A 15,237-nucleotide genomic window follows, 5' to 3' on the forward strand; every position below is an offset into this window, starting at 1 on the left:
CCGTCTTCGAGGTCTCGAAGTGACGTCCACCAGGGATCAGCCCGTGTCGAGCGCCAGCGCCGACCGGGCTGATCTTCTGTCACGCCTGCAGATCGACGTCAGCGACGAGCTGATCGACCTCGCCCTGACGCACCGCTCGTACGCGTACGAGCACGGCGGCATCGGCAACAACGAGCGCCTCGAGTTCCTCGGCGACTCGATCCTCGGCCAGGCCGTGACGGTCATGCTGTTCACCGAGAACCCCGACCTCGACGAGGGGGAGCTCGCCAAGCGGCGCGCGAGCCTCGTCAGCACGGTCGCGCTGGCCGAGGTGGCCCGCAACATCGACCTCGGCCGCCACCTGCGGCTCGGCCGGGGCGAAGAGCTCACCGGCGGCCGCGAGAAGCACTCGATCCTCGCCGACACCGTCGAGGCGATCATCGGGGCGACGTACCTCGACGCCGGCGCCGACGCGGCGACGGAGTTCGTGCTGCGCCTCGTCGCTCCCCTGCTCGTCGACCCCGACCGCTTCGGCGCGGCGATGGACCCGAAGACGAGCCTGCAAGAACTGGCGGCCTCGCTCGGCCTCGGCGCCCCGTCGTACCACCTCACCGACAGCGGGCCCGACCACGACAAGCGGTTCCACGCCATCGTCCGGCTCGGCGCCGACGACGTCGCGACGGGCCACGGCAGCAGCAAGAAGCAGGCCGAGATGGCCGCCGCGCTCGACGCGTGGACCCGGCTCAGCGCCGGGGCTCGCTGACCCGTGCCGGAGCTCCCCGAGGTCGAGGTCGTCCGCGCCGGCCTCGCGCCGGTGGTCGCCGGCGCCGTCGTCACCGACGTCGAGGTGCTCGACGACCGGTCGCTGAAGCGGCACCGCGGCCCCTCCGACGACTTCGTCGACCGCCTCGTGGGCGGCACGTTCGACGCGGCGGTGCGCCGGGGCAAGTTCCTCTGGTTCCCGTTCGAGCCCGCCGCCGTGCACGACCAGCCGCTGGCGCTGGTGGCGCACCTCGGCATGAGCGGCCAGGTGCTGCTGCGCGAGCGCGACGCCGAGCCCGACCGCCTGATGCGGGTGCGGCTCGACGTCGAGAGCCCCGCGCACGGGCCGCTGCGCCTCGCCTTCGTCGACCAGCGCATCTTCGGCTCCATGGCCCTCGACGAGACCGTCCCCACGCTCGACGGGGCGCCCGCGGGCTGGGCCGGTGCCGAGCTGCTCGGCTCCGGGCCGCTGCCGAGCGCGGCGGACGGCCGGCCCGCCGACCCGACCCGCGCCTCCTGGGAGCTCCGCGTTCCGCAGCAGGTCTCGCACATCGCGCGCGACCCGCTCGACCCGGCCTTCGACGAGGGGCGGGTGCTGACGCGGCTGCTCGCCCGGCGCACCGGCGTCAAGCGGGCCCTGCTCGACCAGGGCCTGCTGAGCGGCGTGGGCAACATCTACGCCGACGAGAGCCTCTGGGCGGCGCGCGTGCACCCCGAGCAGCCCACCGAGAGCCTGACCCGGGCCCGTGCCCGGACGCTGCTCGCCGAGGTGCGAACGGTGCTGCTCCGCGCCCTGCGCGAGGGAGGCACGAGCTTCGACGCGCAGTACGTCAACGTCAACGGGCAGTCGGGCTACTTCAGCCACAGCCTGGCGGCCTACGGCCAGCAGGGCAAGCCCTGCCCGCGCTGCGGCACCCCGATCGAGCGTGCGGCGTTCATGAACCGCTCGAGCCACTTCTGCCCCCGGTGCCAGCGGGTGCACGGGGCCTGAGGGGCGGGCCGGTGTCGGTCCCGGCGTCGTCGGTGGCCGCACCTATCCTGGGAGGCACGGGCCCCGGTCGTCGTCGGCCGTCCCGTTCCGTGACGCGCGAGACGAAGGGGGTCCCCGGGTGCACCTGAAGAGCCTCACCCTCAAGGGCTTCAAGTCGTTCGCGTCGCCGACCACCTTCGCCTTCGAGCCCGGCGTCACCTGCGTCGTCGGCCCCAACGGCTCGGGCAAGAGCAACGTCGTCGACGCGCTCGCCTGGGTCATGGGCGAGCAAGGCGCCAAGAACCTCCGCGGCGGAAAGATGGAGGACGTCATCTTCGCCGGCACCTCGACCCGGGGGCCGCTCGGCCGGGCCCAGGTCGTGCTCACCATCGACAACTCCGACGGAGCCCTGCCGATCGACTACGCCGAGGTGACGATCAGCCGCACGCTCTTCCGCTCGGGCGGCAGCGAGTACGCGATCAACGGCGAGGGCTGTCGGCTCCTCGACGTGCAGGAGCTGCTCAGCGACTCCGGGCTCGGGCGCGAGATGCACGTCATCGTCGGCCAGGGCCAGCTCGACGCGGTGCTGCACGCCACCCCGGAGGAGCGCCGGGGCTTCGTCGAGGAGGCCGCGGGCATCTTGAAGCACCGGCGCCGCAAGGAGAAGACCCTCCGCAAGCTCGACGCCATGCAGGCCAACCTAACGAGGCTGAGCGACCTCGCCGGCGAGCTGCGGCGACAGCTCAAGCCCCTGGGCAGGCAGGCCGCGGTCGCGCGGGAGGCCCAGACCATCGCCGCGGTGGTGCGCGACGTCCGAGCCCGGCTCGTCGCCGACGAGGTCGTCGGCCTCCGCGACGTGCTCGCGCGCCAGGGCCGCACCGAGTCCGAGCGGCGCGCCGAGCGGCACGTCCTCCAGGAGCAGCTCGACCAGGCCAAGGCGCGCGAGCACCGGCTCGAGCAGGCGATGATCGGCGACGCCGTCGATCAGGCCCGCCGCGTCGCGTTCGGGCTCGAGTCCGTGCATGAACGCCTGCGCAGCCTCACCAGCCTGGCCCAGCAGCGCCTCCAGCTGCTCGCCCAGCAGAGCGACCAGCCGGCCGTCGAGACGACCGTCAGCGCGGGCATGGTCGCCGACGCGCGCGAGGAGGCCGTCCGGCTGCAGGGCGGCGTCGCCGAGGCGGAGGCGGCCGTCGCCCGCGCGGGCGCCGACGTCGCGGCGGCCCGGTCGCGGCTCGACGCCCTCGACGAGCAGATCGCGGCGCGCAGCGCCGAGGTCGCGCGGCACGACCTCGAGCTCTCGCGGCTCCGGGGCGCGGCCGACGCCGCGCGGTCCGGTCTCGCCGCCGTCCGCGGCGAGCTGCTCCGCCAGGGGGCCGCGCTCGAGGCGGCCGAGCAGCGCCTCGCCGCGGGCCGGGCGGAGCAGGCGGAGCTCGAGCGCTCGGCGTCCGACGCCGACCCCGCTTCCGACCCCGACCCCGTCGCCGCCTCTGTCTCCGTCTCCGTCGCCGCCGCCGAAGGGGGAGGGGGTCCCGCGGCTCCCGGTCCCGTCGACCACGCCGCGGTGCGCGACGAGGCCGAGCGACGCGTCGCCGAGCTCGAGTCCCGCGTCGCCGAGCAGGAGGCGCGGGTCGACGACCTGCGCGACCGACGTCACGCCGCCGAGCGCGAGCGCGACGCCCTCGCCGCCCGCCGGGCCGCGCTGGCCATGGCCCTCGACCAGGGCGACGGCTCGTCGACTCTGGTCGCCGCCGGCCGGCCCGGGGTCCGGGGCCTCGTCGCCGAGCACGTCCAGGTCGACGAAGGGTGGGAGGTCGCGGTCGCCGCGGCCCTCGGCAGCGTCGTGGACGGAGTGCTGGCCGACGACTCCGCCGCGGCCCTGGACGCGGTCGCGCACGCGGCCGACGAGGCCCTCGGCCGCGTCGAGGTCGTCGTCGCCGAGCCCGCCCGCTCGCGCGTCGACCTGGCCGTCGCCCTGCCCGAGGGGGCCGTCGCCGCCGTCTCGGTCGTGACGGGCCCCGAGGGCGTGCTCGGCCTGTTGGCGAGCACCGTGCTCGCCGTCGACCTCGACGCCGCCCGCCGCGCGTGGGCGGCCCTGACGGAGCACCCCCTCCCCGTGACGGTCATCACGCGCTCCGGTGAGGTCCTCACCGACTGGGTCCTCCGCGGCGGGTCGGGCGGCGAGCGTTCGCGCCTCGAGCTCGTCGCCGACCGCGACGAGGCCGCCGAGCGGCTCGTCGGCGTCGGCGCCGCCGTCGACGACCTCGCCCGCGAGCACGACGAGGCCGCCGACCAGCTGGCGGCCGCCCGCACGGCCCTCCGCGAGGCCGCCGCGGCTGTGCGGCAGGCCGCCGCCGCGGCGCGGGCGCAGGAGCAGGCCCTCGCGGCCCAGGAGCAGCGGCTCGACCGCGTGCGCGCCCGGGTCGAGGCGGCCGAGGCCGAGGTGGAGCGCCTCCGCGGCGCGCTCGGCGACGCCGAGTCGTCCGTGCAGCGGGCGGAGGCGCGGGTGACGGAGGCCGTCGCGGCCCACGACGAGCACGCCGCCCGTCCGCGCCCCGTCCTCGACGCGTCGGGGCGGGACGACGTCGTCGCCGAGGTCGAGCGTGCGCGGGGCACCGAGGTCGAGGCCCGCGTCCGCCTGGAGACCGTCCGCGAGCGGGTGCGCACCGAGGTGGCGAGGGCGGAGGGGCTCGAGCGGCGGCGTCGGCAGCAGGCGGCCGCCGCCGAGGAGCAGGCGCGGCGCACGGTGCTCCGGCAGCAGCAGATGGCGACGACCTCGGCGGTGCTCGACGCCCTGCCCCTGGTCGTCGACTCCGTCGCTCGCTCGCTGGGCGAGGCCCGCACCGACCTGGCCGCCCGGGAGGCCGCCCGCGCGGAGCAGAACGAGGAGCTCGTGGCGCTCCGGCGGGACGAGCGGGCCCTGCGGGAGCGACTGAGCTCCGTCACCGAGCACGTGCACGGCCTCGAGATGGAGATCTACGAGAAGAAGCTGCACGTCGGTCAGCTGCTCGAGCGGGCCGCGTCCGAGCTGGGGCTCTCCGAGGAGGTCCTCGTGGCCGAGTACGGGCCCGACGTGCCGGTACCCGACGACGCCGCGCTGGCCACGGCGCGGGTGGCCGACCTCGATCCCGACGCCGACGCCAGCGACGACGCTCCCGACGAGGTCCCGAGCACGCCCTACGACCGTGAGGCACAGACGCGGCGCCTCGCCGCGGCCGAGGCGAAGCTGGCCCGGCTCGGCCGTGTCAACCCGCTCGCCCTGGAGGAGTTCTCCGCCCTCGAGCAGCGGCACGCGTTCCTCGCCGACCAGCTGACCGACCTCACGGCGACCCGACGCGACCTGCTGACGATCATCGACGAGATCGACGCGAAGATGCAGACGGTCTTCGCGAGCGCGTTCGCCGACACGAGCGCGGCGTTCGACCGGGTGTTCCCGGTGCTCTTCCCGGGGGGCAGCGGCTCGCTGACCCTGACCGACCCCGACGACCTCCTCGGCACGGGCATCGAGGTGACCGTGCGCCCCGCCGGCAAGAAGATCGAGCGGCTCTCGTTGCTCAGCGGAGGCGAGCGCTCGCTCGCGGCGGTCGCGCTGCTCATCGCGATCTTCAAGGCCCGGCCGAGCCCGTTCTACATCATGGACGAGGTCGAGGCCGCCCTCGACGACGCGAACCTCGGCCGCCTCCTGACGATCTTCCAGGACCTCCGCGAGTCCAGCCAGCTCATCGTCATCACGCACCAGAAGCGCACGATGGAGATCGCCGACGCCCTCTACGGGGTGTCGATGCGCCAGGACGGTGTGAGCGCCGTCGTCGGCCAGCGGGTCGCAGCCGAGCAGGTCGGCTGACCGACCCCCTCGGGGGCCGGGCCCCCGACGACGAGACGACCCGCGCCTCCCGGGCTCGCGGAGGAGCGGGGGAGGCGCGGGTCGTCTCGAGACGGAGAGCCCGTCGTCCGGTCAGTCGGCGTCGGCCTCGTGCAGCGCCCCGTTGACGGTGAGCACCTTCCACGACTCGCCGTCCCACTCGACGGTGTTGGCGGCGGCGTTCTCGATGTGGGGCGCCTCGCTGCCCATGATCGCCGACAGGGTGAAGCGGATGATCGTGCCGTGGCAGACGACGACGATGCTCGCGTCGGGGCCGTCGAGGGGGAGGCGCGTGTCGCGGATCATCTCGAGGGCACCGAGGCCGCGGGCCGCCACCGACTCACGGGGCTCGATGTCGGGGTACGACTCGTTCGGCTCGTCGGGGATGGGCGAGTCCGGCACCTGGCCCTCCCGCGAGGCGTAGTCGCGCTCGATCAGCTCGTCGTACGCGTCGCCGAGCTCGATCCCGAGCTCGGACGCGATGATCTGCGCCGTCTCGCGGGCCCGACCGAGCGGCGACGACACGATCGCCGACCACGGCTCGCCCGAGAGCAGCCGTGCGGCCTCGCGGGCCTGGCCTCGACCGGTCTCGTTGAGCGGGACGTCGGACGAGCCCTGGAGCTTGTCCTGGCTGTTCCAGTCGGTCTGGCCGTGGCGGATGAGTTCGAGTCGCATGAGCGGGTGTTCCTGTTCGATCGAGGGCCGGTGCGCCGCCGCCCTCGTGGGGCGGCGGCGGAGTGACGGCGATCAGCTGTCGCTGGGCTCCTTCACCGGCACCACGACCTCGCGCTTCCCGTCTCGACGCACCTTGGCGAGACTGAGGACCGTGGCGACGGCGATCGTCGCGAGGATGAAGCTGAGGGAGAACCAGATCGGGATCTCGGGGACCCACTCGACCGGCTGACCGCCGTTGATGAACGGTACCTCGTTCACGTGCAGAGCGTGGAAGAGGAGCTTCACGCCGATGAACGCGAGGATGACCGCGAGGCCCTGGGCCAGGTACACGAGGCGCTCGAGCAGGCCCGAGATCAGGAAGTACAGCTGGCGGAGGCCGAGCAGCGAGAAGGCGTTCGCGGTGAAGACGATGTACGCCTCCTGCGTGAGGCCGAAGATCGCCGGGATCGAGTCGAGCGCGAAGAGCACGTCGGTGAGGCCGATCGCGACCATCACCAGGAAGAGCGGGGTGAAGAGGCGCTTGCCGTCGATCTTGGTGGTGAGGCGGTCCTCGACGTAGTCGGGGGAGGTGGGGATGATGCGGCGCAGGAAGCGGATGAGCTTGCTGTCGGCCTGGTCGCCCTCGTCTTCTCCGCCCTTGACCTGGCTGTAGGCGAGCCAGAAGAGGAGGAGGCCGAACAGGTAGAAGACCCACGAGAAGTTGTCGATGATCGCGACGCCGGCGGCGATGAAGAGGCCGCGCGAGATCAGCGCGATCGCGATGCCGACGAGCAGGACCTTCTGCTGGTAGATCCGCGGGACGGCGAACGCCGTCATGATGATCAGGAAGACGAAGAGGTTGTCGACCGACAGGGCCTTCTCTGTGATGTAGCCCGCGAAGTACTCACCGCCGAACGTCCAGTTCGAGAAGATGCCGACGCCCACGCCGAACAGGATCGCGATGCCGATGTAGACGGCGGACCAGATGGCCGACTCGCGGATGGTGGGCTCGTGCGGCGTGCGCACGTGGCTGTAGAAGTCGAAGACGAGGAGCCCGAGGATTCCGGCGATCGTGATGATCCAGGTGACGAGTGAGACGTCCATGCAGTTCCCTTCAGTACGCATGAATGTGTACTGAAGGTCTCTTCCACTCGATCGTCAGATGATCGAGCCGATGCACCGGGTCGAGACTGGGCTCTTCCGTACTGACGACGCACCGTGAACGGAATACTCCCCTTCAACGTCTCGACACTAGCAGCAGGTCGGTCCGCGGCCGACTGCGAATAGGCTGAGCGCATGGCTTCCCCCTGGTCCCTCTCCGGTGCCCTCCGTGGCATGTTCGCGAAGAAGACGATCGACGAGACCACGTGGGACGACCTGGAGGAGGCGCTGATCGGCGCCGACTTCGGCCCCGACGTCACCGAGCAGGTCATCGACGACCTGCGCGAGAAGGTGCAGCGCTACTCGACGACCGACCCGGCCGACCTCAAGCGCATGCTCCGCGAGACGCTGGAGGAGCGCCTCTCGGCCCTCGACTCCACCCTCAAGCTCAGCGCCCGGCCGGCCGTCGTGCTGATGGTCGGCGTCAACGGCGTCGGCAAGACCACGACGATCGGCAAGTTCGCGAAGTTCCTCCGCAACTACGACCGGTCGGTCGTGGTCGGCGCGGCCGACACGTTCCGCGCCGCCGCCGTCGAGCAGGTCGCCACCTGGGCCGAGCGCGCGGGCGCGCAGATCGTCCGCCCCCAGCAGCCGGGCCAGGATCCAGCCTCGGTCGCGTTCCAGACCGTCGAGTACGCGATGCGCACCGGCGTCGAGATCGTCCTGATCGACACCGCGGGGCGCCTGCAGACGAAGTCGGGCCTGATGGACGAGCTCTCGAAGATCAAGCGGGTCGTCGAGAAGCAGACCGAGATCGCCGAGGTGCTGCTCGTGCTCGACGCGACGACGGGCCAGAACGGCCTCGCCCAGGCGCAGGCCTTCATCGAGCACGCGGGCGTGACCGGCCTGGTGCTGACGAAGCTCGACGGCTCGGCCCGCGGCGGGTTCGTCCTCGCCGTGCAGGAGCAGACCGGCATCCCGATCAAGCTCGTCGGGCAGGGCGAAGGCATCGGCGACCTCACCGGCTTCACGCCGCACGTCTTCGTGCAGAACCTCATCGGCTGACCGGTGCCCGGCCGGGCGGCCCCGGGGGAGGCGCGGGTCGGCCCACGGGGGCGACCCGCGGCCCGTCGTCGGTTAAGATGGCGACACCATGGCCACATTCGGAACCCTCTCTGACCGCCTCGCGGACACGTTCAAGAACCTCCGCAACAAGGGCAAGCTCAGCCCCGCCGACGTCGACGGCACCGTCCGCGAGATCCGTCGTGCTCTGCTCGACGCCGACGTCGCGTTCGACGTCGTCAAGGCGTTCACGAACACGGTGCGCGACCGGGCGCTCGGCGACGAGGTCAGCAAGGCCCTCAACCCGGCCCAGCAGGTCGTCCAGATCGTCAACGAAGAGCTGATCGAGATCCTCGGCGGTCGCCAGCGTCGACTCGAGTTCGCGAAGAACCCGCCGACCGTGATCATGCTCGCCGGCCTCCAGGGCGCCGGCAAGACGACCCTCGCCGGCAAGCTCGCGAAGTGGCTCGCGAAGGACGGCCACACGCCGCTGCTCGTGGCCTGTGACCTCCAGCGCCCCAACGCCGTGCAGCAGCTGCAGGTCGTCGGCGAGCAGGCCGGCGCGGCCGTGTTCGCCCCCGAGCCGGGCAACGGCGTCGGCGACCCCGTCAAGGTCGCCAAGCAGGCCATGAAGTTCGCCCGCGACAAGGTCTACGACACCGTCATCATCGACACCGCCGGCCGCCTCGGCGTCGACGCCGAGATGATGAAGCAGGCCGCGAACATCCGCAAGGCGGTCGACCCCGACGAGGTGCTCTTCGTCATCGACGCGATGATCGGCCAAGACGCGGTGGCCACCGCGAAGGCCTTCCAGGCGGGCGTCGACTTCACCGGCGTCGTCCTGTCGAAGCTCGACGGCGACGCGCGCGGCGGCGCCGCGCTCAGCGTGGCCTCGGTGACGGGTCGCCCCATCATGTTCGCGTCGACGGGCGAGACCCTCGACGCCTTCGAGCCCTTCCACCCCGACCGCATGGCGAGCCGCATCCTCGACCTCGGCGACATCCTCTCGCTCATCGAGCAGGCGCAGGGCGCGTTCGACGAGGCCGAGGCCCGTGCCGTCGCGGAGAAGATCGCGACCGACAACTTCACGCTCGACGACTTCCTCAAGCAGATGCAGCAGCTGCGCAAGATGGGGTCGATCAAGGGCATGCTCGGCATGCTGCCGGGCGCCAAGGGCATGCGCGAGCAGCTCGAGAACTTCGACGAGCGCGAGATCGTCCGCACCGAGGCGATCATCCAGTCGATGACGCCGCAGGAGCGCGCCCTGCCGAAGCTCCTCAACGGGTCGCGCCGACTCCGCATCGCGCGGGGCTCGGGCATGACGGTCACCGACGTGAACCAGCTCGTCCAGCGCTTCGAGCAGGCCTCCAAGATGATGAAGACCGTGGCCAAGGGCGGGGTTCCCCAGGTGCCCGGCATGGGCCCGATCCCCGGGGCCTCCTACGGCGGCAAGCGCCCCGCCGCCAAGAAGAAGGGCTCGAAGGCCGGCAACCCCGCCAAGCGCGCGGCCCAGAACGCGGCCCTCGCCACGGGCACCAAGCCGGGAGGCGCGGCGCCGGCCAGCGGGTCCGGCTTCGGCCTCGGCGGTGCCCCCGCCGGCGATGGCGCCCCGTCGGCGGAGGAGATGGCCTCGCTGCAGAAGTTCCTCGGCCGGGGCTGACCCGGTCGCGCCGTCCGTCTCGGCTGACGCCTCGGGCCCGCGGTCCCGCCGCGGGCCCGCGGCGTCACCGGGCGTTCACCAGGTGCCCGGGTAGTGCAGCTCGAAGCGTGACACCTTGCCCACGAGGCCGTTGCGGTAGCTCTGTTCCTGCACCGTGACGCCGGCGGGGCGCTCCCGGGCGTCCGTCCAGAGCAGGCCGGACGTCGGCACGGTCGTCTCCCAGATGAAGAAGTCGTCGTTGCGAGAACCGTCCGGTGAGTCGAAGACGCTGAGCTCCGTCCCGATCGGCATGTTCGTGAACGACACGTAGTAGGCGTCGTCGTTCTTGCACGAGTGGCTGTTCGACCTGAAGTCGACGGACTCGGCCACCTCTCCCCGGAACCCGGGCGTCTCGAGAGCGCGGAACCGGACGGTGCACATGTGCTTCGAGGCGCCCTCCCGGTAGTGGAAGGCCACCGTCGCGGGCTTCGAGGCGCCGACGTCGACGGTGAGGGACGCGATCGGCTCGAGGCAGTAGTCGCACGCGGCCGTCGAGCCCTGCCGGGGGGAGTACACCGTGACGGTCGAGGTGCCCCGCGCCACGACCGGGAGGTTGACGTGCCCCCGTGCCTTGTACGTCGGGCCCGTGCTCCAGGCACCCAGAGCGGGTCCCGTGACCTCCACGACGGAGGTCGACAGGTCGATCGCACGCCCGGAGCGCCCGACGAGCAGGTCCAGCGCCTGGGCGCCGCCTCGGCTGAGGACGTCGACCTGCGTCGTGAGCGGCGTCGTCGTGTCCGGGATCGCCAGGTCGTCCCCCATCCGGCTCACCCAGCTGATGTCCGCTCGACGGCTCGCGCCGAGGCTGAAGAAGGACAGGTCGTCGATCTCGGCGCGTCCGTGCAGCCTCACCGTCGTCGTGGCTGCCGTGAACTCCACGAACGTCGGCCGGCTCGTCCAGCCAGGGGGAGTCGGGGCTCGGTCCAGGGGCACCTGGTGCGTGGGGTCGTCGAGCCACATGGTCGAGCTCGAGCCCGAGGGCGCGTTCTTCGAGCGGAACGAGACACGGTAGCGGTGGCCCGGGGTGAGGCCCTCCTTCGTCCACGAGATCTCGCCGGCGCCGGCCGGGCGCACCGTCCCCGGCGTCGACGCGTGGCCCGTCCACCCCGAGAAGTCGCCGTCGTCGAAGTCGGAGTGCTGATCCGCCGACTTGATGCCGATCTGCATGCCGCGGCGCAGCTCGACGTCGTAGACCGACCTCCCGTCGCGCTGCTGGTCGCGGACGGCCGCGCCCGTGGCCTCGTCCATGGTGAGGAGGACCGCCCGCTCGTCGAGCAGGAGCGGAGCCCGGTTCGTCGGGGAGGCGAGGTCGGGGCTGCGGTACCAGCGATGCCCGTCGATCCGCTCGACGGCGAAGGCCCGGTCGATGGCCTCCCCGATCGTCAGCCGCGGGGTCGAGTCGTCCGGGTCGCGGAGGTCCGGTGCCACGACGTGGCGCTGGGCCGTGTCGATCCCGGCGTCCAGCACCAGGGTCGCCGTGGACTCGCGGATGCCGGTGAGCACGGGGCCCCACTGGCCGGCCGCCGGATCGAGGCGCCCCGAGACCACGCGGCCGAAGGTGCCGGACGTCTGGGGCGTGTCGAGCGACACCTCGCCGCTCCGACCCAGCTGCTCCAGCTCGTCTGCGGTCGCAGTGAGGTCGACGGTGCCGGCGTCGTTGATGGTCTCGACCGAGAGCGCCGCCGAGCCCCGGGCCGGGTAGCTCTCTCCGGCGCCCAGGGCGTCCGCCCGGAAGTTCGGGCCGGCTCGGAAGCTGGCCATGGTCTGCTGCCCCTCCAGCACCCAGCTGGTCGTCGGGTGCGCATCGAAGACGGGTGCGCTGCCGGCGTTGTGGTAACGGACGTTGCCGTTCAGCGAAGCGGCCTTCGACGCGCTCCGGGTGACGAGCTCCTGCCACGACGTCGAGGTGCCCTCCGTCACGCTGTGTGACCGGGTCCACGAGAAGTTGAACTCCTGTGACACCTTCGTCTCGCCGCTCAGGCCCTCCGGCCCGGCCGAGGCTCCGCTCTCGACGCCGACCTTGCCGCCGAGGGTCCTGCTCCACGAGTTCGTCGTCGAGAGGCTGCGCGTCCGGGTCGTCGACTCGCTGGTCGTGTCGTTCAGGGTCACGACGAGCTTCTCGAGATCGACGCCGACGGCGGGCGCGGCGGCGACGAGCGGGTCGCGGGCCTCGGTGCGGGTGCCGCCCGGCATCATGGCCGACACCTTCTCGAGATCGGTGTAGGGGTCGCGGGCCGAGCGGCAGTGGTTCGGGTCCGAGAGGTACTTCGTGTGGCCGCGAGCGGCGAGGTCGTCCCGCCAGGGGACGAGCGAGGAGTCGACGAGGGCGTAGCCGCCGCGCTCGAGGTCGTCGGGGACGAGGTCGTGGTCACGGTCGCCGGGCAGCGCGGCGCCGCACGCCAGACCGGCACGGGCACCGGGGCTCGAGACGACCGGGGTCGAGAGGTCGGCCTCGGCGACGGGCTGCCACGGCGATCCGGCGTCGCTCGACCAGCCCAGCGTGATCGCGGTCCCCTCGGGAGGAGCCTCGACCGAGAGGCGCACGGTCGTCGGACGGTCCGGGGTCGTCTCGACGGTCACGATCTCGTCGGCGGTCCGGTCGGGGGAGGCGACGTCGGGGCCCACGCCGTCGCGGAGGACCGCGAACGAGCGGGGGCCGGCCAGCTCGGTCGTGACCGCCGCGTCGAGGGTGATCGTCGTGGCACCGGCGGGGACGCGGGCCGGCGACCGCCATGAGACGGAGACCGTCTCGGCGGAGTCGCCGCCCCCGAGCGCCGTGACGAGCGGCGCCGTCCCTGCGAACGGCTCGTCGGCGGGGACGCCGCTGTCACCGGCCGGCGGCGGCGGGCCGTCGAGCGTCGAGGCCGACGCGGCCTGCGGGGGCGGGGTCAGGGCGTCGGCGACGAGCGCGACGCCCAGGACCGCCGCCACGAGCGGTGGGATGGACGTGAGGAATATCGGATGTCTCATCGGTGCATCGAATGGCAGCGGGGCGGGCCGTGCCCGACTGTTACGCCGTGTTACGTCGAGCCTCCTGCCTGTCCGTGCCGTTCTCGTGCCGGCGGCACGGTCTCACAGGTCCGCGGAGAGCCCCTCGTCGAACTCGCGGACCAGCGACGCGACGACCGGACGGAGATCGCCGCCGTGGGCCGCGGCCACGGCCAGTTGGCGCTGGTAGCTGGCGCCCCGGTCGGTGATCGACGCGAGCGAGTGCAGCTCGTCGAGGCAGCCCAGGCGATCGGCGGCGGGCTCGAGGGTCGTCACCAGGTCTCGCAGGTCGTCGGTCACGAGGCGCTCGTCGCCCGCGGCGTTCTGGATGACGATCGCGTCCATGCCGTAGCGGGCCGCGCGCCACTTGTTCTCGCGGACGAACCAGGGCTGCATCGAGGGCAGCGTCTCGCCGCGGTCCAGGCGGTCGGACATGTCGTCCACCAGGCACTGGACGAGGGCGGTCACGGCGGCGACCTCGTCGGTGGTCGCGATGCCGTCGAAGACCCGGCTCTCGAGCGTCCCCCACCTCGGCGAGGGGCGTAGGTCCCAACGCAGTTCGCTGTGGTCGTCGATCACGCCCGTGAGGGTCAGGTCCGCGACCATGGCCTCGTACTCCGACCAGGTCTCGAACTGGGGCGGCAGGCCGGCCGTGGGCAGCTGCTGGAACATCAGGGCGCGGTTCGAGGCGTAGCCCGTCTCCTCGCCCACCCAGAACGGGCTGGAGGCGGTCAGGGCCTGGAAGTGCGGCAGGTAGGTGAGCATGCCGTTCATGATCGGGAGCACCTTGTCGCGCGAGTCGATCCCGACGTGGACGTGGACGCCCCAGATCATCATCTGGCGGCCCCACCAGCGGGTGCGGTCGATCAGCGTGGCGTACCGCTCCTTGTCGGGGGTGACCTCCTGGTCGACGTACCGGCTGTACGGGTGCGTGCCGGCGCAGATGAGGTCGGCGCCGAGCGCGGCCGCCGGGCCACGGACCTGGTCGATGGTGGCCCGGAGGTCGTCGACGGCCCCGGCGACCCGGTGGTGCACCCCGGTGACGACCTCGACGGTGTTGGTCAGGAGCTCGTTCGTCAGACGGTCGCCGTCCTCGTTGAGGTGGGCCAGGTCGGCGAGGATCTGCGGAGCGCGAGGGGCCAGTTCGCCGCTCTCGTGGTCGACGAGGGCCAGCTCCCACTCGACGCCGAGGGTCGACCGCTCTGAGCTGGTGAAGTCGATCTGCATGGGTGCTGCCTCCCGCTCGGCGCGTGCGCGCCGACCCATCCTGACAGCCGGGGGAGTCGCGTGACCGTCCGTGTCGCGGCCCCCGCCCGACGACACGGCGGCGGGTTCGCGAGAGATTGGTGGAACCGGTCGTTCGTCTGCAACAATGGTGGGTCGAGTCTCCGGTCGCCCGACCCTCTAATCAGGTGGCCGCCGAGACCTCATAGAGCTTCCGAGCCGAGTGTGCCCCCACGCTCACGGCTAGCAACTCGCCCACATCACATCAACAGGAGAATTGTGGCTGTCAAGATCCGTCTCAAGCGCATGGGCAAGATCCGTGCACCGTACTACCGCATCGTCGTCGCCGACGCGCGCACCAAGCGCGACGGTCGTGTCATCGAGGAGATCGGCAAGTACCACCCCACCGAGGAGCCCTCGTTCATCGAGGTCGAGTCGGAGCGTGCGCAGTACTGGCTCAGCGTCGGCGCGCAGCCGACCGAGCAGGTCGCCGCGCTGCTGAAGCTCACGGGCGACTGGGGCAAGTTCAAGGGCGACGCCGACGCCGTCAGCACCGTCAAGACCAAGGCCCCCAAGGAGGCCTTCGTCGCCGACGAGAAGAAGAAGCCGGTCCTCGTCCCCAAGTCGGAGAAGCCCGCCAAGGCCGAGCCCGCCGAGGCTCCCGCCGCCGACGACGCCGAGACCACCGAGGCGTAGTCAGTGCTCGCACCTGCACTCGAGCACCTCGTCCGGGGGATCGTCGATCACCCGGACGAGGTGCAGGTCGTGGAGAAGACCTCTCCTCGGGGCGACGTCCTCGAGGTGCACGTCCACGCTGACGACCTGGGCCGCGTCATCGGTCGCGCCGGTCGGACGGCGAAGGCACTCCGCACCCTGGTCACGGCCCTGGCCGACGGCAAGCGCGTGCGGGTCGACGTCGTCGACGGCGACCTCTAGGCC

General features: G+C 72.2%; 11 protein-coding genes. 7 read left to right on the forward strand and 4 right to left on the reverse strand.

Translation table 11 applies throughout. The annotated features are described in order from the left end of the window. Positions 1-43 precede the first annotated feature (43 nt). The 3 genes from rnc (at position 44) to smc (ending at position 5,552) form a co-directional block, all read left to right on the forward strand. Positions 44-742 (forward strand): ribonuclease III, encoded by a 699-nt coding sequence (rnc, locus tag ASF82_RS03795; protein WP_056053555.1) that lies wholly within the window; start codon positions 44-46, stop codon positions 740-742. A gap of 3 nt (positions 743-745) precedes the next feature. Then, a complete protein-coding gene (gene mutM, locus ASF82_RS03800) occupies positions 746-1,732 on the forward strand; it encodes a bifunctional DNA-formamidopyrimidine glycosylase/DNA-(apurinic or apyrimidinic site) lyase (protein ID WP_056053558.1) in 987 nt (328 codons plus the stop codon). A 118-nt stretch (positions 1,733-1,850) separates the two neighbouring features. Next, a complete protein-coding gene (gene smc, locus ASF82_RS03805) occupies positions 1,851-5,552 on the forward strand; it encodes a chromosome segregation protein SMC (protein ID WP_056053561.1) in 3,702 nt (1,233 codons plus the stop codon). Positions 5,553-5,663: 111 nt separating this feature from the next. Here the strand turns inward: smc and ASF82_RS03810 are convergent, their stop codons facing one another. Together ASF82_RS03810 and ASF82_RS03815 are read right to left on the reverse strand one after the other, a co-directional pair. Then, complete coding sequence (locus ASF82_RS03810) at positions 5,664-6,245, reverse strand: histidine phosphatase family protein (RefSeq protein WP_056053564.1); 582 nt, start codon at positions 6,243-6,245, stop codon at positions 5,664-5,666. A gap of 72 nt (positions 6,246-6,317) precedes the next feature. Next, positions 6,318-7,328: a TerC family protein gene (locus ASF82_RS03815; protein ID WP_056053566.1), complete on the reverse strand. Its 1,011-nt coding sequence runs from the start codon at positions 7,326-7,328 to the stop codon at positions 6,318-6,320. A 192-nt stretch (positions 7,329-7,520) separates the two neighbouring features. Between ASF82_RS03815 and ftsY the strand changes: the two genes are divergently transcribed. Further along, on the forward strand, positions 7,521-8,390 hold the full coding sequence (ftsY, locus tag ASF82_RS03820) for a signal recognition particle-docking protein FtsY (RefSeq protein ID WP_056053569.1): 870 nt from the start codon (positions 7,521-7,523) through the stop codon (positions 8,388-8,390). Positions 8,391-8,478: 88 nt separating this feature from the next. Continuing rightward, the gene (gene ffh, locus ASF82_RS03825) at positions 8,479-10,047 is read left to right on the forward strand and encodes a signal recognition particle protein (RefSeq protein ID WP_056053572.1); all 1,569 of its coding nucleotides are present in this window, start codon (positions 8,479-8,481) and stop codon (positions 10,045-10,047) included. Between the two features lie 75 nt (positions 10,048-10,122). On the opposite strand, the gene ASF82_RS03830 is transcribed toward ffh, so the two are convergent. Together ASF82_RS03830 and ASF82_RS03835 are read right to left on the reverse strand one after the other, a co-directional pair. Continuing rightward, entirely contained in the window at positions 10,123-13,056 is a 2,934-nt protein-coding gene (locus ASF82_RS03830; protein WP_082514290.1) for a binary toxin-like calcium binding domain-containing protein, read from the reverse strand. A gap of 102 nt (positions 13,057-13,158) precedes the next feature. Continuing rightward, entirely contained in the window at positions 13,159-14,301 is a 1,143-nt protein-coding gene (locus ASF82_RS03835) for a glutamate--cysteine ligase (RefSeq protein ID WP_056053578.1), read from the reverse strand. Between the two features lie 276 nt (positions 14,302-14,577). Between ASF82_RS03835 and rpsP the strand changes: the two genes are divergently transcribed. Then, positions 14,578-14,994: a 30S ribosomal protein S16 gene (rpsP, locus tag ASF82_RS03840; RefSeq protein ID WP_056053584.1), complete on the forward strand. Its 417-nt coding sequence runs from the start codon at positions 14,578-14,580 to the stop codon at positions 14,992-14,994. Between the two features lie 3 nt (positions 14,995-14,997). After that, a complete protein-coding gene (locus ASF82_RS03845; RefSeq protein WP_056053586.1) occupies positions 14,998-15,234 on the forward strand; it encodes an RNA-binding protein in 237 nt (78 codons plus the stop codon). Positions 15,235-15,237: the final 3 nt, after the last annotated feature.

The sequence above is a fragment of the Frigoribacterium sp. Leaf164 genome (genome assembly GCF_001423665.1).
Classification (GTDB): Bacteria; Actinomycetota; Actinomycetes; order Actinomycetales; family Microbacteriaceae; genus Frigoribacterium; species Frigoribacterium endophyticum.

What these genes read in the sequence shown, in the direction of transcription:
- ASF82_RS03810 (WP_056053564.1), bottom strand. Translation starts at nt 6,245, where the DNA reads ATGCGACTCGAACTCATCCGCCACGGCCAGACCGACTGGAACAGCCAG.
- ASF82_RS03815 (WP_056053566.1), bottom strand. Translation starts at nt 7,328, where the DNA reads ATGGACGTCTCACTCGTCACCTGGATCATCACGATCGCCGGAATCCTC.
- ftsY (WP_056053569.1), top strand. Translation starts at nt 7,521, where the DNA reads ATGGCTTCCCCCTGGTCCCTCTCCGGTGCCCTCCGTGGCATGTTCGCG.
- ffh (WP_056053572.1), top strand. Translation starts at nt 8,479, where the DNA reads ATGGCCACATTCGGAACCCTCTCTGACCGCCTCGCGGACACGTTCAAG.
- ASF82_RS03830 (WP_082514290.1), bottom strand. Translation starts at nt 13,056, where the DNA reads ATGAGACATCCGATATTCCTCACGTCCATCCCACCGCTCGTGGCGGCG.
- ASF82_RS03835 (WP_056053578.1), bottom strand. Translation starts at nt 14,301, where the DNA reads ATGCAGATCGACTTCACCAGCTCAGAGCGGTCGACCCTCGGCGTCGAG.